A 17,249-nucleotide genomic window follows, 5' to 3' on the forward strand; every position below is an offset into this window, starting at 1 on the left:
TAGAGAGAGAAACAACCAGTAATTGACATATCCGAACGCAGACTTTTTGGCAGTTTGTTGTGATGTTTGTAGGCGGTTGCACCACTCAGTGCGTGAACAGTCAGCCAGACTGTTTTGCCTGCGAGGTGTTGAATGACTAATGTTTCGAAGTTTAGTCCACAGCCAATCTTTGCAACTCATGCAGCGGCGCCGGTCGTGAAGTCCGCCCCGGCGCCTGTCGATAACCCTGCCATTGGACAGGCGCGCAGTGCCGCGTTGCCGGACAGCACCGAGTGCCGTGCCACGGGGGATGCCCAATTGGCGAGGTTCTTCGCAAGCGCATTGGCCACGCGTTCCTACCAGACGTCGGGGATGTCGCCTGATGTTCAAGTGCCCGCGGGGTCCACGCTTGGGCGTTGGCGCGCCCAGCTGGACAGCGCGTTCAAAGCCCCTGGGTTCCTCGCATGGGCAAAAGGGCAGGGGCTTGATACGGCGGGCATGCAACTGGACCCGGCGCGCGGGGAGCTTGCCGGCATCGTCGACGGCAAGGTGCAGACTTTTACGCTGCGGGACGATTCGGGGTGGTCCGATGTGTCCCGAACACTGTTGTCGATTGCCAGGGTGATCGCGCCTCAACCCGGGCATGGGTTCAGTTACCCCTGGCCGGAAGGCAAAGTGCCGTTGTACACAGTGGGCCGGTTTTACAACCAGCCGATAGACCTCACGCCGGCGCAAGCGGCCTTGCACCGCAAGAAGCTGGCGAATAAGGCGCTGTTTGAATTCGCGCCCTCGGCTTATGCATCGCTGCGGTCTGCAGAGGCGTTGGCCCAGCAGCAGACGGCGCTGGGTGATGACGCTGACCGTCATGCGCTCATGACTGCGCTGAGGTCTCAGGCAGACGACGCCAACGGGAGCATCGACCTGGACCAGGTCATGCTCCAGATCGACCCGCGTTCCAGCCGATTTGCCAGCGAGCAGCGCCGCCAGATGAGCGTGGCGCAAATGCTCAGGCAGGATGGGCATAAAGTGCCCGTCAATAGTCAGCAGGCCCAGGGTTTGGCGCTGGCTTTATCGTTTGACCTTGCCCACCGGGCGCCGCGGGCGAACGCTGGCGGGGCAAGGCCGATTGCTGGTTTATTGAGCGCAACCTCACTGCGCAAGGTCCGCGCAACGGTAGTTCAATGGCACAAGGCCCAAGTAACCCACCGTTCAAATCCTCAAGCGGGTGCCGGCAGCTTATTACGGGGGTTGATCAGCGAGCTTCCTCCGGCCACCAGGACGACGATAGCGACCAACCCTGCGTCGGCATTGGACCAGCTGATTCGATCACCCAAGGCGCGGGCCTTGGGTCAGGAGATACAAAAAAAGATCAAGGTGATCGAGACGCCCACCAGCGTCATTGAGAGTGTAAGTGTCGCCCTGGTGCAAGAGCTTGATCCTGGAATGGGCAAGTCCTGCTTCAACCTGGCGGGCTACAACCTGTATCAAAGGGACAACGCAGGTTACTCACCGGCAACCATCGTCAAAAGTTTCATCACTCACCTTGAGCGTAAGGTCGGGGTTGAAGCGGCGCCTCTTGCTGCGCAGCTGTTATTAGCGGCAGCCGCCCCGGAGTTCCTGGTAAAAGACATCCCGCCTAACCTTGTTTACGGCTCTCATACATGGGCGAACTTTTCCATCGAAGTTTCACGTATAGAGCAACAAGTGCCTGGCGCTTCGGGGAACATGACGTTCAGCCAGGTCATGGCGTTTGGTGAAGCGCCACTTACGTCCCTGGAAAGCGAGGATCAGCTGAGCGCTGCGTCAGGCATTGCGATTATTACCTGGGGCCTGGCCAACGGTGTTATCGCGCATAAACCCGACCACAACTATACGTACACAGACGTCAAGCGTTCCCAAGAGGCGTTGAATAAACAACAAAAAGAGCTGGCATGGGCGCGTGATACCTTGTCAGCGCCTGCGACGACACGGGAGCAGTTGGCGGCGGCTGAGTTGAAGCGGGTGTTTCCTGAGTTGGACCCCACCCAAAAAGTATTGCAGGCACCGTGGGTCAAACATGACCCTGTTTCGCTGCTTGATGTCTATATGAGCGGGCCGATCAAGCCAGAGCGCTGGCGGTCGCTGAATAACAAGGTGCTGCCTTGGGCGGCAATAACGCCACGCCTTACTCAACTTGTTCCCGATATCAATCAGGTATTTTCTACAACGTTTGAGAACTATAAAGTGGCGCACGACAGTGCCTGGGCCATTCAGTTTAAGTATCAGCTTTCGCTTTTACCCAGGGAGGATCAAGCGCGGATCGAACAGTCGGCGGTCAGTTTTATCGAGGTGTCTCGCCCCTTTCTCAATACAGCGCCCGCACCGGGATTGTCCTGGAACAGTGCAGAGCCTGTATCAGGGCTCTCCTTGTACGCCGATATCAAGCCCCGCACGCCGACAGCACAGGAGATAGAGGCACTCAAGGGCCGGCATGGTTTGCTCATGAAAGTAGCGGGGAGTGCGGGCCAGGCCAGCTACTACAGTTACTTCCCGGCATTGGGGCGGTTCGTCAAGGAAAGCGGGTTTCCGGGTGAACACACCAATGCTAACGATGGCGCTTATTTTGGCGGGAGCACCCAAGGCCGTGTTCCGGGCACGTACAACGTCTATACGCAATACGGCGTGACCCATCACGGACGTGATCCCCTTGAAAACCCCGGTAAATCACACGGGACGTATTTTTCCGCCAAAAGCGGTGCCCTTGGTATCACCGCAGCCAGCTTTTTTACCCGTGACTATGAGGCGCTAAAGTCCAAGGCGGCCGGCATGACAGCGATAGAAAAGGGAGAGCGCTACGACAAACAGTTGAAGGCTTTTTTTCTTGGGCTTATCCCTTTCTACGACGGTATTCAGGACGCGATCAAGGGTGACGTATCGGGCGCGATCTTTAATATCGGCTTCGATATTTTAGGCTTTGCGCTTCCGGCGCTTAACACGGCTCGAAAAGCAGTCAAGGGCGGTCAGTCGCTCGGCAATGTCATCAAGAGTTCGGTCTTTTCCGGTGTCGGCGCTTCGGTGGGCTATACCGATGCGGCCGATATTGCAAAAAACCTTAATCGAGGCGCGAGCGCTGGGTATAAAGATATCAAGTACGTGCTTGAACATGGCGACGAGGTGTTGTCCCGATTAAGAGGGCGCTGGCGCAGCTATGATGTGACAAAAGTTTATAAAGACGATGATATCGTTAAGGGGTTTCATCGCGCGCAAAGCAATAGTTTGTGGGTGCCCGTGGTTGCAGTTTTCAAGAAAGGTGCATGGTACGCCTACAATATTCTCACTAATACGCCGTTTGGGCCTCAGTTGCTGCAGTTCGGTGTAGTAAGCGCAATAGCGCCTGCGGCCAAATAGTTTAGCAAGTAGTTACATTGTGCTATGTGGCGGTCTCTTCGTATTTGAGAAGTTATGGCTGTGGGTAAGTGGCATGCTAATTAATCGGTTGTATATTTATAGACTCTGGTCGGAACGTTATTGATTGTTTTGCCACGTATTAAATGAAGGAAATGGATGACTTTCTAATGTTAATCAACCATTAGGTAAATCATTATGATGTTTTCAAATTCAATCTCGCGGCCATTGGCATTCTCAAAGATCGGCGATCTTTTCTCCACGGGTTTTAACAGGGTGGATGTCTCGGGTGTTCCTTCCGGTTCTACGCGAGTGATTGACGCGCCGAAACTGGAAGGCGGGGCAGGCAGTAAACCCGGGGCTGGCAATCAGGCCTATGATCAGCAGTTCGTGGACGCACACGTGAATGGCTTCAGCGCGCCAGGCCATGCGAGCGGTACCCGCACGCCGGGAGAGGCACCTGATACGCCTGACACACCGGAAATGGCTGATTATCACGCCAGGCATCAAAAAGAATGGCAAGCCCAGAAAGATGCTGGATTGCGAGATAAGTTGTTTGCGCAGCCGACGCCCGGTCGAGTAGAGGGCCAGGAAGTCGAACCGTTTTCTGCACAGGGCCTGGAAGAAAACGCAGTAGAGTTGGTGAAAGCCAGCAGTGCGAAAGCGGACCGCGCGCTTCCACTTCAGCGCAAGGACATTGCAAAAGTCGCCAGCATCACGGCCGCGGTCACAGTACCGCTGTCGACGGTCGGCGTGGTCGTCAGCGGAGCCATTCTGGAGGTTGTAAAACCCCTCATCAGTTCGGCGCAGACGGCCGCCACCGAGCAAAGTGTTCAGGATGGGCGTTTGGTGGATCATAGTCAGAAGAGCGTATTCCTGTTGGCGAATACCTTGGCGGATCTTCGTTCCGAGCCGCATGTACAGCCAGGCTTGGAATGGGTAGCGAAAACAAATGAAGAGCGAATGGATTATCTCGAGGAGATGCTTGATTACATTGAGCCGGCATTTGCCAACGAAGCGCAGAAGCTGAGTATTTCCTTTCAGGCCGCCTCAACCGGGGCCGCAAAAGACGACATCAAAAGCCGGGCGCTTGGCTTGGAGTCCAGGATGGCGGCCCTTACCGCATTGATGGGGGCAATGAAAGTCAAGCATAGGGCCAGCGCCGCCTAGGTGAGCGCCGACGTTCCAGGCTCCGAGCCACGGAGCCAGCAATGAAAGAAGTGCTGTTGTGTTCGATGGGTTGCGTACTGGCAACCACAGCGTACGTGGCGGCACTTCTTTTTCGGCAAACGCACGTCGGGATTGACCCCCGTCAGCGCTGCACGGCGACAGCTAAAGAGTGCGATTTTCCCCTCCCTGCGCTAACCTGCCTCGATGTTTTACGAGGTCAACCATGCACATTCATATTCTCGGTATTTGCGGCACCTTCATGGGCTCGATGGCGGTTCTGGCCAAAGAGCTGGGCCACCACGTCACCGGCTCCGACGCCAACGTTTACCCGCCCATGAGCACGCAACTGCAGGCCCAGGGTATCGAGTTGACCCAAGGCTACGATCCGTCGCAATTCGACCCGGTGCCAGACCTGGTGGTGATCGGCAACGCCATGGTGCGTGGCAACCCGGCGGTCGAGTACGTACTCAATAAAGGTTTACCTTATGTCTCCGGCCCGCAGTGGCTGGCGGACCACGTGCTGCAAGGTCGCTGGGTACTCGCGGTGGCTGGCACTCACGGCAAGACCACCACCAGCAGCATGCTCGCCTGGGTGTTGGAACACGCGGGCATGAGCCCAGGCTTTTTGATTGGCGGTGTGCCGCAGAACTTCGCGGTGTCGGCGCGCCTGGGTGACACGCCGTTCTTTGTGATCGAGGCGGATGAATACGACAGCGCGTTCTTCGACAAACGCTCCAAGTTCGTCCATTACCGCCCGCGCACGGCGATCCTGAACAACCTTGAGTTCGATCACGCCGACATCTTCCCCGATCTGCCGGCCATCGAGCGCCAGTTTCACCACTTGGTGCGCACCATTCCGAGCGAAGGCCTGGTCATCCATCCGACCACCGAGCCGGCGTTGCAGCGCGTGATCGACATGGGCTGCTGGACCCCGGTGCAAACCACCGGCGCGGGCGGGCAGTGGCAGGTCAAGCTGCTCAGCGAAGACGGTTCCAGATTTGAAGTGCTGTTTGAAGGGCAAGCCCAAGGCATCGTCGAGTGGGGCATGACTGGCCAGCACAACGTCGCCAACGCGTTGGTCACCCTGGCGGCCGCGCGACATGTGGGCGTGGTGCCCGCCATGGGCATCGCCGCGTTGAGTGCCTTCAAAAGCGTGAAACGCCGCATGGAGAAAGTCGCCGACGTCAACGGCATTACCATCTACGACGACTTTGCCCACCACCCGACGGCCATTGCCACCACGCTGGATGGCCTGCGCAAGCAGGTCGGCGATGCGCCGATCATTGCCATTGTCGAGCCGCGCTCCAATTCCATGAAGCTGGGCGCGCACCGCGATGGCCTGCCGGAAAGCGTCAACGACGCCGACCAAGTGGTCTGGTATGCGCCGCCCAACCTTGGCTGGGACCTGCCGGGCATTGCAGCGCTGTGCACCGTGCCTTCCACCGTTTGCGATTCCATCGAGGGCATCATTGAACACGTCAAGCATCAAGCCACGCCGGGCACCCACATCGTGGTGATGAGCAACGGCGGCTTCGGCGGTCTGCATGGCAAGCTGGCCGAGGCCCTGAAATGAGCGGCCCGGAACGCGTCACGCTGGCGATGACCGGTGCCTCCGGCGCGCCTTATGGCCTGCGCTTGCTCGATTGCCTGGTGCGCGAAGACCGCGAGGTGCATTTTTTGATCTCCAAGGCCGCGCAGTTGGTGTTGGCCACCGAAACTGATGTCGCGTTGCCGCCCAAAGTGCAGATGATGCAAGCCTTCCTCACCGAATACACGGGCGCGGCGGCAGGGCAGATCAAGGTTTACGGCAAAGAGGATTGGATGTCGCCCGTGGCCTCAGGCTCCGGAGCGCCGGCGGCGATGGTGGTGGTGCCGTGCTCGACCGGCACCTTGTCGGCGATTGCGACGGGCGCCTGCAACAACTTGATCGAGCGCGCGGCGGACGTGACCTTGAAGGAGCGCCGCCAGCTGATTCTGGTGCCGCGCGAGGCGCCGTATTCGAGTATCCATCTGGAGCACATGCTCAAGTTGTCGAACATGGGTGTGACCATCTTGCCGGCTTCGCCTGGCTTCTATCACCAGCCACAGACCATTGATGACCTGGTGGATTTCGTGGTCGCGCGGATTCTCAACCTGCTGAATATTCCCCAAGACATGCTGCCGCGTTGGGGCGAGCACCATTTGAGCAGCGATGAATAAGGCGCTGCTGGTGATGCTGGCGCTGCAACTGACGGGCTGCGCCACCGCGCGCACGCTCGACGCCGCGCAGCCTGGCGCGCCGGTGGTGTACGCCGGCACACGGCTGGATTTGTATGCGATTAACGGCGGCTGTTGCGCCAAGGACCGGTTTGGCGCTGAAGCGCCGAGCTATCCGCACATCGACCTGCCGGCCAGTGCGTTGCTCGACACGCTGCTGTTGCCGTTGTCGGCGTTGACGGTATTGGGCGTGGGTTTCAATGCAACCGGTGGTCTGTAGCACCGACCTCGCAGGCAACACAAAACCAATGTGGGAGCGGGCTTGCTCGCGAAGGCGGCGTGTCAGTCGATGCCTAAGTTGACTGGTCCACCGCCTTCGCGAGCAAGTCCGCTCCCACCGTTTGTTGCGTGCCAGAGCTCAATGACATTACTTGCCGAGTTTGCGTAGCTCATCCGACTCGACCACCCGCACCCCGTCCTGCTCTTCCAGCGCCAGGCGCCACATGGCCCGGGCCAGCTCGCAGACTTCAATGCCGTGGTACTTGCCTGGAATCAACCGCGACAACGGCCCGGCGAGCTGTTCAGCCAGGCGAGGTTCCAGGCGCTCTCCCAGCAGCAGCGAAGGGCGCGCGATGGTCAGTTGCGGCCAGTCCTGAGCCTTCAACGCCTGTTCCATTTCGCCTTTGACGCGGTTGTAGAAGATCGAGGATTTCGGGTCGGCGCCAATTGCACTGATCACGATCAGGTGCCGCGCGCCCATTTCCCGAGCGCGCTTGGCGAAGGCCACGACCATGTCCAGATCGACGGCGCGAAAGGCCGCTTCGGAGCCAGCCTGTTTGATTGTGGTGCCCAGGCAGCAGAAGGCGATATCGACCTGGCCGCTCAGTTGCGGCAGCAACGCCACTGGATCACCCACCGGGTTTTCCAGGTGCGGGTGTTCAGCCAGCGGCTTGCGGCTAGGCGCCAGTACGCGGGTCACGGTAGGTTCGTTGAGCAGGCGGTCGAGCAGGTGTTCGCCGGTGAGGCCCGAGGCCCCGGCGAGCAAGATATGTTGTGGTGTCAGGTACATGGTGTTTCCCCCTTGTAACACGTTACAGCTTAGTTGCCTTTGGCTTCCTTGCTATTCATTGAGACGCTTTCGAGCGCCTTTCGTGCCTGCTGTTTACGTAATAACTGCCAATGGGCGATCACGCCTTTGGGCGCCCAGATCTGCGGTTCGGACGCTTCGAAGTTGTCCGCCTGTTCGCGCTCGGCCACGTGCATTTGTGCCAGTTTGAAAGCCTGCTGTAAGTCATCTGTCTGGTTTAAAGCTTGTGCGAAAAGGGCATCGCCAAAGTAGGTGAAGTCCGCTTCCTCGGAGCAGCCAAAGGACACGCGATCGGCACGCGAGGCGGTCATGATCAGCGTGCGCTCATCTTTGAGCGCCGGGATAAACCCACCGGAGTAGCAGGCGGAAATCACGATGACCTTGTCGCGGTTTTTCAGGGGGGCGAGCACGGCCGCCAGTTCATCGGCCGGCAGGTCGGCCAGTTCCATGCGCGGTTGGTCGAGCACCAGTTCGTGCTCGTGGGTGCCATGGCTGGTCATGTAGATAAACACCAGGTCTTCCGGCCCCGTGCGCTCGGCAAGGGTTTGCACGGCGCGGCGCAGGCTTTCGCGCGTGGCCAGAGGGCGGTCGGCAATATGGTCACGGTGGTTGACCAGGCGAATCTGCCCGCGCGCGCCGAAACGGGTAGCGAGCATGTTGCTCACGTAATCGGCTTCGCGCAGGAACACGCTTTGCTTGCCGTCGCCGGCCAGCACCAGGGTGTACAGCTCGACGGCGGGGGTGGAGGCGGGCACGGCGGCAAGGGCGGCATCGAGCAAGCGGCCTTGGGCCAGTATGCCGATTTCCAGCGGGTCGGGCAGCAGCTTGCCGTCGGCGTCGCGCACGCGCATGCCATTGACCCAGGTGCCGGCCTCTACGGTGCCATCAGTGAGCACGAGGGTGCCCTTGCCTTGATAGCTGTCGCTGTCGAAATCCCCGATATAGAAGCTGCCGTCAGTGAGGTTCAAGCGGCCTTCGCCGGTGAAGCGCCAGTCGCTGAACTGGCCGACATAGTGGCTGCCGTCCACGCCGATCAGCTCGCCTTTGCCGCTGAGGGCGCCTTCCTTGAACTGGCCGATCCACACGTCGCCGTCGGCGTTTTCATAGCGGCCTTTGCCGTTGAGCTGGTTCTGTTTGAACTGGCCGACATAGATGTCGCCGTCGGCGCTGTTGAACGTGCCATTGCCTTCGAGTTGGCCATCGACAAAGTGGCCGCTGAACTGGTTGCCACTGTCGTCGTTACGCTGGCCTTCGCCATTCGGTTTGCCGTGGGCGAACTGGCCCTGGTATTGGCTGCCGTCGGCCAGCTCAAGGCGGCCAAGGCCGGAATATTGATCGTCCTTGAATTCGCCGCGATAGGTCATTTGCCCCTCTTTGAGGGTGCCCTCGCCGTTGCGCCGGCCATTTTTGAAACCACCAACGTAACTGCTGCCCGCCGTGGTCAGGCTGCCCTGGCCATCGAACAGGCCTTGCTTGAACTGACCTTTATAGACCTCGCCGTTACTGCCATGCCATTCACCCTGGCCGTGCCATTGACCTTTGTCGAACTGGCCGGCGTACCAACTGCCGTTGGGGTAGTCGACCCGGCCTTGACCTTGCAGCAAACCATTGACCACATCGCCCCGGTAACGGCCGCCGTCGGGCAGGCGCGCATCGGGCGGCAACAGCGATTCGCCGTCTCCGCAAGCGGTGAGCAACAGGGCAAGGGCAAGGGGAGCGAGTGGGCGCATAGCGGGATCCGGATAATTGAGCGCCGAGTATGCCGCAGCTGCGAGTTTCATACATAAATTTACATACGCTGTGGTGAGGTTTATATCCCCACCACAGGCGCGGGCTTACACGAAGTAGAGCGACAACGACTCGGCGACGTAAGCCGGTTTTTCCTGCCCGTCGATTTCCAGGGTGGCGGTGGCTTTGAGTAGCCATTGGCCAGGCTTTTTCTCGGTGACGTCATTGAGCGTTACGTTCAGGCGCACCTTGGAGTTGACCTTGACCGGCTGGATGAAGCGTACGCTGTCCAGGCCATAGTTGACCGCCATCTTCAGGCCTTCGGGCACGATCAGAAGGTCTTCCATCAGCTTGGGTATCAGCGACAGCGACAGGAAACCGTGGGCGATGGTGCCGCCGAACGGGGTCTGCGCGGCCTTGACCGGGTCGACGTGGATGAACTGATGATCGCCGGTGGCCTCCGCAAACAGGTTGATACGCGCCTGGTCGATGGTGAGCCATTCGGAACGTCCCAGTTCCTTGCCGACATAATCTTTGAGCTGCGCTACGGGTACATAGGGCATTGTGACTCTCCTTGGTTCATCGTTTTTATAGGTGGGCCAAATCCAGGGTAGATCATCATGGGCAACCCACCCGGTCAACCCACCATGCTTTTGGCGAATGCCGAAGCATAGAGCCGGCGTGCTTATAATGCGGGCGGGTTTTGAGGGGGAGATAAGCGATGCTGTTAAGGGGCCTGACATGGCTGGTGCTGTTTCAATTGATCGGCACCGCGATCAACCATTTGCTGATGCCGGTGCTGCCTGGGCCGATCATCGGCTTGCTGCTGATGCTGGGCTTTCTGATCTGGCGCGGTGAAGTCGGCGAGCCCTTGAGCCTGGCCGCCAGCAGCCTGTTGCGTTATTTGCCATTGCTGCTGGTGCCGCCGGCCGTGGGCGTGATGGTGTACGCCAGGGACATCGCCGCCGACTTCTGGGCTATCGTCGGCGCGCTGGTGTTGTCGCTGGTGATCGCCATGGGCTTTGTCGGTGTGCTGATGCAGCAGATGGTTAAACGCAAGGAGAAGGATCAATGACCTTCGACTGGCAAGGCGCATGGACGGCGGTCATTCATCACCCTCTGTTCGGCATCGGTATCACCCTTGGTGCCTATCAACTGGTGTTGGCGGCTTTCGAGAAAACCCGCTGGATCTTCCTGCAGCCGGTGCTGGTGTCCATGCTGCTGGTGATCGGCGTATTGCTCAGTTGTGGCCTGACTTACGTCGAGTACCGCAAAAGCACCGAGATCATGGGCATCCTGCTCGGCCCGGCGACCGTGGCCCTGGCGGTGCCGCTGTTTCTGAACCTGCGGCGGATCCGCCAATTGTTCTGGCCGATTTTTACTACGCTGGTGGTAGGTGGCGTGTTGGCCACTGGTCTGTGTGTGCTGCTGGGCTGGTGGTTTGGCGCTGAGCATAGGATGCTGATGACCATGGCGCCCAAGTCGGTGACCTCGCCGATTGCCATGCTGGTGGCCGAGCAGATCGGTGGCGTGGCGGCCCTGGCGGCGGTGTTTGTGTTGATCACCGGTGTGGTCGGCGCGATGATCGGCCCGGCGTACCTGTCGCGCCTGGGCGTGCACAGCCCCGAAGCGCGCGGCATGGCCCTGGGCATGACCGCCCATGCGGTCGGCACCTCGGTCGCGCTGCAGGAAAGCGAAGAGTGCGGCGCCTTCGCGGCGTTGGCCATGAGTCTGATGGGCGTGGCCACGGCGGTGTTCCTGCCGCTGGCCGTGTCCGTGATCGTTTAAACCGGGTTTGAAGGAAACCTCTATGAGTCTGGCGCTGTTCCCGCTCAATACCGTGCTGTTCCCTGGCTGCACCCTCGACTTGCAACTGTTCGAGGCGCGCTACCTGGACATGATCAGCCGCTGCATGAAAAAGGGCGAAAGCTTCGGCGTGGTGTGCATCTTAAGCGGCAGGGAAGTGGGCATGGCCCCGGACGGCTACGCGCTGATCGGCTGTGAAGCGCTGATTCGCGACTTCAAGCAACAGGACAACGGCCTGCTGGGGATTCGCGTCGAAGGCGGGCGCAGGTTCCGCGTGCGTGACACCGGCGTGCAGAAGGACCAGCTACTGGTCGCCGAGGTGCAGTGGCTCGAAGAGCTGCCGGATCAACCGCTGGAAGAAGAGGACGCTGACCTGCTGGCATTGCTCCAGGCGCTGGCTGAGCATCCGATGGTTGCCTCGCTGGACATGGGCACCCACGCCGATGGCCAGCAAGCCTTGGGTAACCAGCTGGCCTATCTGCTGCCGTTCACCGAGGCCGACAAGATCGACCTGCTGCAACTCGACGACCCGCAGCAACGCCTGGATGCCATCCAGATGTTGCTCGACGAGTTGCAGGGCGAACTCTTCACTCAGTAGGCGTAGCGCAGCAGGGCGTGCGGGGTGCCGGTCAGGGCGATAAAAATCATGAGCGCCACCAGCACCGGCAGCAGCAGCCACCAGGTCTTGCGCGGCATGGCCGGCAGCGGGCTTTGATACTGGGTGACGGTCAGGCTGAACGCACACACCGTCATCGCCAGCAACGTGCCGGCCAGGATGTCCGTGGGCCAATGCGCGCCGAGATAGACGCGCGACAGCGCAATGAAGGCCGCCGGAATACAGCCCAGCAGCATCCAGGTCAGGCGCAATCTTGTGGGTTGGCCGCGACCGGCCAGTACCGCCAGCGCCAGGAAAAACGCAAATGCGCCGGAGGCGTGGCCGCTGGGCATGCTGAAACTGGTCAGCGGGTCGGTGAGGATTTCCGGCCGGCCACGGGCGAAAAACAGCTTGGTGCCGGTGTTGATCACCGCCGCGCCGGCCAGCGTCGCGCCGACGAACACCGCATGACGCCACTGCCGCGCCAGCAGCAACAAACCGGTGAAGATGGCGCTGGCGAAAAACATCTTCCTGAACTCACCCAGCTGGGTGATCCGCACCATCACCTCGTCCAGCCAGGGGCTACGGTGTTCCTGCACCAGTGCGCTCAACCCTTGATCAAAGTCATTGAGGTGCGGGTAGCCAATGAACAGGGCGATCAACAGCGTCAGGCTGGCGCAACCCATCCACAAGGTGGCGCGACGATGGCCGCGCAGGCTGCTGTTCAAGCTCAGGCCCAGCAACACCGCCAGGCAGGCCGCGACGATACCTGCCTGCGGCCAGAAAGCGGCTGGCAGTGGCAGGCGAAAGGCCGCGCCGGTGGCCCAGCCCGGCAGCAGATAGGCCACCGACCAGCCGGCCGCCGCCAACACGCTCACGGCGGCAAAGCGCGGGAAGGGCATGTCGCACATCCCGGCCACCATCGGCAGCATCGGACGCAACGGGCCGATGAAACGTCCTACCAACAGGCTGGCGATGCCGTACTTGTGGAAGTAGGTTTCTGCGCCGTTCATCCATTCAGGATGGTGGCGCAGGCCGGGCAAGCGTCGGATGTTCTGATGGAAATGTCGGCCCAGGTAGTAGGAAACCCCGTCGCCCAGCAAGCCGCCGAGGAAACCCAGCAACAGGGTTTCACTCAAGGACAGCGCGCCACTGCCGGCGAGCGCCGCAATGGCAAACAGCAGCACAGTGCCCGGCACGATCAGCCCGGCGATGGCCAGGCATTCCACGCACGCGACGATAAACACCGCGACGGCCAGCCATTGCGGGTTCAGGGTCAGCCAGCCGGTAATGCTATCGAGCCATTGGCCCATACAATCAACTCCATATCTGTATTGCGAAACCTGAGACAGTGAAGATCAACTGTGGGAGCGGGCTTGCCTGCGATGGCGGCCTCAAGACGACCATAGAGTCGCCTGGGCCACCGCTATCGCAGGCAAGCCAGCTCCCACATTGGAATTGCTGTGCTGCGGGTTTCTACGTTCAATCAATTCAAATCAAAAAGTAATCGCGGCCTTCGACCTGGCCCCGGCGCAGCGGGTTCCGGGTGCAATACGGTGCATAGCCCGCGTCCACAAAGCGGTACATCAAATGTTCATCGCGCCCGCTGGGTATGCCCAGGCGCGTGGTCTGGATGATCTGCGACGGCGCCTGGCCGACGTCTTCAACGTAGAGCAGTTCCTGGTCAAAACGCTTGGCATCCCACATCGGCACTTTCAATCCCAAGGCTTTGCACAGCAGCGTCTGGCCCGCACAGAGTTTCTGCGTGGGGCGAGGGTGGCCGTTGGCGTCGGGGTTGTTGAGCAGCATCTGCGCCAGACTCGCCGGGCCGGAGAGCTCATCGACCCACGGATACGCCGATTTGATCAGCACGGCATTGCCTGGGCCCTGGGCGCTGAAGTTCAGCGAATCGCCGCCACGGGCGTAGTACATGTAGATGTGCCCGCCATCCAGAAACAAAGCCTTACGCTTTTCTGTGTAGCCGAGCGACGCGTGACTGCCTTTTTCGGCCACGTAATAGGCTTCGGTTTCAATAATTCGCGCTGAAAGCCAGATATCGCCCACGCGGTGGCGTATGACTTTTCCGAGTAATTCGCGCGCGAGTAGTTGCGCGTCGCGGTCGAAGAAGCTGTCGGGCAGGGCGCTGGCGGGGAGCAGAGGGGCAAAACTGGACATGGCGATCAGGGTTAATGCGGCTAAATGTGACGGAATAATAACAACTCCCACCTTAATTACCGCTGAACCCCAAGTTTTTACAGTTCATTTCGACCATCCGCCCCTCACCGCTGTCAGTCGGGCGGCGTCACAGCTATAATCTGCCGCTTTCCTCTTTGCCAAGACTCCCTGACCATGACTGAGTCCGTTCTTGACTACATGACCCGCCTGGGTCGCGCTGCCCGGCAGGCCTCGCGGTTGATCGCCCGTGCGAGCACTGCGCAGAAGAACCGTGCCCTGTTGGCCGCCGCCGATGCTTTGGATGCTTCGCGCTCCGAGCTGGCCACCGCCAATGAACAGGACCTGGCCAATGGCCGCGCCAATGGCCTGGAGCCAGCCCTGCTCGACCGCCTGGCGCTGACCCCGGCGCGTATCGACGACATGATCGAAGGCCTGCGTCAGGTGGCCAAGCTGCCTGACCCCATCGGTGAAATCCGCGACATGCGTTACCTGCCGTCCGGTATCCAGGTCGGCAAAATGCGCGTGCCCCTGGGCGTGATCGGCATCATCTATGAGTCGCGCCCGAACGTGACCATCGACGCCGCGAGCCTGTGCCTCAAGTCGGGCAACGCTACGATCCTGCGTGGCGGTTCCGAGGCGATTAATTCCAACCGCGCCATCGCCGCCTGCATTCAGCAGGGCCTGGCCGTGGCCGAGTTGCCGGCTGAAGTGGTGCAAGTGGTGGAAACCACCGACCGCGCCGCCGTTGGCGCGCTGATCACCATGCCGGAATTTGTCGACGTGATCGTGCCGCGCGGTGGCAAGAGCCTGATCGAGCGCGTGAGCCGCGATGCCAAGGTGCCAGTGATCAAGCACCTGGACGGCGTTTGCCATGTGTACATCGACATCGCCGCCGACATCGACAAGGCGATCCGCATTGCCGACAACGCCAAGACACACCGCTATGCCCCTTGCAACACCATGGAAACCCTGCTGGTGCACGTCGGCATTGCCGATCGCGTGCTGCCGCCGCTGGCTGCCATCTACCGTGACAAGGGCGTGGAACTGCGCGGTTGTGAGCGTACCCGTGCGCTGTTGGGCGCGGACGTGATCGAGGCGACAGAGCAGGACTGGTACACCGAATACACGGCGCCGATCCTGTCGATCCGCATCGTTGACGACCTGGACCAGGCCATCGAGCACATCAATAAATACGGCTCCAAGCACACCGATGCCATTGTTTCCGAGCATTTCAGCGATGCCCGGCGTTTCCTCAACGAAGTGGATTCCGCTTCGGTGATGGTCAACGCCTCGACGCGTTTTGCCGACGGCTTCGAATATGGCCTGGGGGCGGAAATCGGCATCTCCACCGACAAGCTCCACGCACGCGGCCCGGTTGGCCTTGAAGGCCTGACCAGCGAGAAGTACGTGGTGTTCGGCGACGGTCACGTGCGCACTTGATGGCTAAACGCATCGGGCTGCTCGGCGGTACCTTCGACCCCGTGCACATCGGCCATTTGCGCAGTGCCCTGGAGGTGGCGGACGCCCTCGCGCTGGATGAGCTGCGGGTGATGCCCAACGCGCGGCCGCCGCATCGCGATACGCCACAGGTATCACCGCAACAACGCCTGGAGATGGTGCGCCTGGCGGTAGACGGCATTGCGCCGCTGGTGGTGGACGACCACGAGCTCAAGCGCGATAAACCGTCCTACACTGTCGATACCCTGGAACTGATGCGTGCCGAGTTGGCCGCAGACGACCAGTTGTTTCTGCTTTTGGGCTGGGACGCATTTTGCGGCCTGCCCTCTTGGCATCGCTGGGAGGAACTCCTCCAGCATTGCCACATCCTGGTTTTGCAACGCCCGGATGCCGACAGCGAACCGCCGGATGCCTTGCGCAACCTGCTGGCCGCGCGGTCGGTAAGTGACCCCTTGGCCCTGACCGGGCCGAACGGGAATATTGCATTCGTCTGGCAGACCCCGCTTGCGGTGTCCGCCACCCAGATCCGTCAACTGCTGGCCAGCGGGAAGTCGGTACGTTTCCTGGTGCCTGACGCGGTCCTGGCCTACATCGATGCGCACGGGCTTTACCGTGCGTCGAACTGAAAAGGCGCGTTTGATCGCACGCACAGTCGTGCAGCAAGCGCCCGAACATACGAGCAAAACGAGTTTTATATGACGAACAAAGACGTAAGCAAAGTTAAGCGCAAAGGCACTTTCAAAAGCGCCCCGCTGCCAGTTGAAGCGCACACCGGCCCTGAGCTGGCTGGCGAAGAGCTGGTAAAAGTCGCCGTTGCCGCCCTGGAAGACGTTAAGGCCCAGGACATCCAGGTGCTGGACGTGCGCGACAAGCAAAGCATCACCGACTTCATGATCATCGCCACCGGTACCTCCAACCGCCAGATCGGCGCGATGCTCGACAAGGTTCGCGAAGCCGTCAAAGCCCAAGGCGTGAAGCCGCTGGGTGAAGAAGGCAAGGGCGACAGCGACTGGGTGTTGCTGGACATGGATGACGTGATCGTTCACATGATGACGTCCAACGCCCGTCAGTTCTACGACCTGGAGCGTCTGTGGAAAGGCGCCGAGCAGAGCCGTGCCGCTGATGGCAAGCACCACAGCCCGGAAGTGGGCCACGCGCACTTCGACAAGCTCAACAAAGACCAGGAATAAGGAACGGCTGTGCGCCTGCGTCTGATCGCTGTCGGTTCACGCATGCCCAAGTGGGTGGAAGAAGGTTGGCACGAATATGCCAAGCGTCTGCCCGCTGAGCTGTCGCTGGAACTGGTGGAAATACCGCTCAACACCCGGGGCAAGAATGCCGACGTGGCGCGCTTTATCCGTCAGGAAGGCGAAGCCATGCTGGCCAAGGTCGGCCCCAACGAGCGCATCGTCACCCTCGAGGTGCACGGCAAACCCTGGAGCACCGAGCAATTGGCGGTGGAGCTGGATCGCTGGCGCCTGGATTCGCGCACGGTCAACTTCATGGTCGGCGGCCCCGAAGGGCTGGCGCCGGAAGTCTGTGCGCGGGCGGAGCAGCGCTGGTCGCTGTCAGCGCTGACGCTGCCGCACCCGTTGGTAAGGATTCTGATCGGTGAACAGCTGTATCGCGCCTGGACAGTTCTGTCCGGGCACCCTTACCACAAATAATCTG

17 protein-coding genes are annotated in these 17,249 nt (G+C 60.3%); 12 read left to right on the top strand and 5 right to left on the bottom strand.

What is annotated here, in order from left to right:
• Nucleotides 1–132: 132 nt before the first annotated feature.
• The 5 genes from NTD89_RS17930 to NTD89_RS17950 all read left to right on the top strand — a co-directional run bounded on the left by NTD89_RS17930 (nucleotide 133) and on the right by NTD89_RS17950 (nucleotide 7,009).
• Nucleotides 133–3,366, top strand: coding sequence for a hypothetical protein (locus NTD89_RS17930; RefSeq protein ID WP_262208862.1), 3,234 nt, complete (start codon nucleotides 133–135; stop codon nucleotides 3,364–3,366).
• A 195-nt stretch (nucleotides 3,367–3,561) separates the two neighbouring features.
• Nucleotides 3,562–4,533 carry a hypothetical protein gene (locus tag NTD89_RS17935; protein WP_262208864.1) on the top strand — a complete coding sequence of 324 codons (972 nt, stop codon included), beginning with the start codon at nucleotides 3,562–3,564 and terminating at the stop codon, nucleotides 4,531–4,533.
• Nucleotides 4,534–4,756: 223 nt separating this feature from the next.
• Complete coding sequence (mpl, locus tag NTD89_RS17940; protein WP_145162507.1) at nucleotides 4,757–6,106, top strand: UDP-N-acetylmuramate:L-alanyl-gamma-D-glutamyl-meso-diaminopimelate ligase; 1,350 nt, start codon at nucleotides 4,757–4,759, stop codon at nucleotides 6,104–6,106.
• On the top strand, nucleotides 6,103–6,732 hold the full coding sequence (gene ubiX, locus NTD89_RS17945; protein WP_003219402.1) for a flavin prenyltransferase UbiX: 630 nt from the start codon (nucleotides 6,103–6,105) through the stop codon (nucleotides 6,730–6,732). Before mpl ends, ubiX begins: the two co-directional genes overlap by 4 nt.
• Nucleotides 6,725–7,009 (top strand): YceK/YidQ family lipoprotein, encoded by a 285-nt coding sequence (locus tag NTD89_RS17950; protein ID WP_145162504.1) that lies wholly within the window; start codon nucleotides 6,725–6,727, stop codon nucleotides 7,007–7,009. The genes ubiX and NTD89_RS17950 overlap by 8 nt, the downstream gene beginning before the upstream one ends.
• A gap of 147 nt (nucleotides 7,010–7,156) precedes the next feature.
• Here the strand turns inward: NTD89_RS17950 and NTD89_RS17955 are convergent, their stop codons facing one another.
• The 3 genes from NTD89_RS17955 to NTD89_RS17965 all read right to left on the bottom strand — a co-directional run bounded on the left by NTD89_RS17955 (nucleotide 7,157) and on the right by NTD89_RS17965 (nucleotide 10,107).
• Nucleotides 7,157–7,798: an oxidoreductase gene (locus NTD89_RS17955; RefSeq protein WP_106579386.1), complete on the bottom strand. Its 642-nt coding sequence runs from the start codon at nucleotides 7,796–7,798 to the stop codon at nucleotides 7,157–7,159.
• A gap of 29 nt (nucleotides 7,799–7,827) precedes the next feature.
• Nucleotides 7,828–9,546 carry a C13 family peptidase gene (locus NTD89_RS17960; RefSeq protein ID WP_262208865.1) on the bottom strand — a complete coding sequence of 573 codons (1,719 nt, stop codon included), beginning with the start codon at nucleotides 9,544–9,546 and terminating at the stop codon, nucleotides 7,828–7,830.
• A gap of 105 nt (nucleotides 9,547–9,651) precedes the next feature.
• Nucleotides 9,652–10,107 (bottom strand): MaoC family dehydratase, encoded by a 456-nt coding sequence (locus NTD89_RS17965; protein ID WP_145162498.1) that lies wholly within the window; start codon nucleotides 10,105–10,107, stop codon nucleotides 9,652–9,654.
• 158 nt (nucleotides 10,108–10,265) lie between these two features.
• Here NTD89_RS17965 and NTD89_RS17970 point away from each other — a divergent pair, with 158 nt between their 5' ends.
• From NTD89_RS17970 to NTD89_RS17980, 3 genes are read left to right on the top strand one after another with little or no spacing between them, the layout of a single operon-like run.
• Nucleotides 10,266–10,619: a CidA/LrgA family protein gene (locus tag NTD89_RS17970; RefSeq protein WP_262208866.1), complete on the top strand. Its 354-nt coding sequence runs from the start codon at nucleotides 10,266–10,268 to the stop codon at nucleotides 10,617–10,619.
• The gene (locus tag NTD89_RS17975; RefSeq protein ID WP_106579382.1) at nucleotides 10,616–11,332 is read left to right on the top strand and encodes an LrgB family protein; all 717 of its coding nucleotides are present in this window, start codon (nucleotides 10,616–10,618) and stop codon (nucleotides 11,330–11,332) included. The genes NTD89_RS17970 and NTD89_RS17975 overlap by 4 nt, the downstream gene beginning before the upstream one ends.
• 22 nt (nucleotides 11,333–11,354) lie before the next feature.
• Entirely contained in the window at nucleotides 11,355–11,948 is a 594-nt protein-coding gene (locus NTD89_RS17980) for an LON peptidase substrate-binding domain-containing protein (protein WP_145162492.1), read from the top strand.
• Here the strand turns inward: NTD89_RS17980 and NTD89_RS17985 are convergent.
• Both NTD89_RS17985 and NTD89_RS17990 read right to left on the bottom strand, forming a co-directional pair.
• Nucleotides 11,942–13,258, bottom strand: coding sequence for a bifunctional DedA family/phosphatase PAP2 family protein (locus NTD89_RS17985; RefSeq protein WP_262208869.1), 1,317 nt, complete (start codon nucleotides 13,256–13,258; stop codon nucleotides 11,942–11,944). The genes NTD89_RS17980 and NTD89_RS17985 overlap by 7 nt on opposite strands.
• A 178-nt stretch (nucleotides 13,259–13,436) precedes the next feature.
• Nucleotides 13,437–14,120 carry a DNA-3-methyladenine glycosylase gene (locus NTD89_RS17990; RefSeq protein WP_262208871.1) on the bottom strand — a complete coding sequence of 228 codons (684 nt, stop codon included), beginning with the start codon at nucleotides 14,118–14,120 and terminating at the stop codon, nucleotides 13,437–13,439.
• A gap of 174 nt (nucleotides 14,121–14,294) precedes the next feature.
• Here NTD89_RS17990 and NTD89_RS17995 point away from each other — a divergent pair, with 174 nt between their 5' ends.
• The 4 genes from NTD89_RS17995 to rlmH all read left to right on the top strand — a co-directional run bounded on the left by NTD89_RS17995 (nucleotide 14,295) and on the right by rlmH (nucleotide 17,245).
• Nucleotides 14,295–15,560, top strand: coding sequence for a glutamate-5-semialdehyde dehydrogenase (locus NTD89_RS17995; protein WP_262208872.1), 1,266 nt, complete (start codon nucleotides 14,295–14,297; stop codon nucleotides 15,558–15,560).
• Entirely contained in the window at nucleotides 15,560–16,204 is a 645-nt protein-coding gene (nadD, locus tag NTD89_RS18000) for a nicotinate-nucleotide adenylyltransferase (RefSeq protein ID WP_106579377.1), read from the top strand. The genes NTD89_RS17995 and nadD overlap by 1 nt, the downstream gene beginning before the upstream one ends.
• Before the next feature lie 69 nt (nucleotides 16,205–16,273).
• Nucleotides 16,274–16,768: a ribosome silencing factor gene (rsfS, locus tag NTD89_RS18005; RefSeq protein WP_003215432.1), complete on the top strand. Its 495-nt coding sequence runs from the start codon at nucleotides 16,274–16,276 to the stop codon at nucleotides 16,766–16,768.
• Nucleotides 16,769–16,777: 9 nt separating this feature from the next.
• On the top strand, nucleotides 16,778–17,245 hold the full coding sequence (gene rlmH / locus NTD89_RS18010; protein WP_262208874.1) for a 23S rRNA (pseudouridine(1915)-N(3))-methyltransferase RlmH: 468 nt from the start codon (nucleotides 16,778–16,780) through the stop codon (nucleotides 17,243–17,245).
• The last annotated feature ends 4 nt before the right edge of the window (nucleotides 17,246–17,249 follow it).

The sequence above is a fragment of the Pseudomonas sp. 14P_5.3_Bac1 genome, assembly GCF_025466135.1.
Taxonomy (GTDB): Bacteria; Pseudomonadota; Gammaproteobacteria; order Pseudomonadales; family Pseudomonadaceae; genus Aquipseudomonas.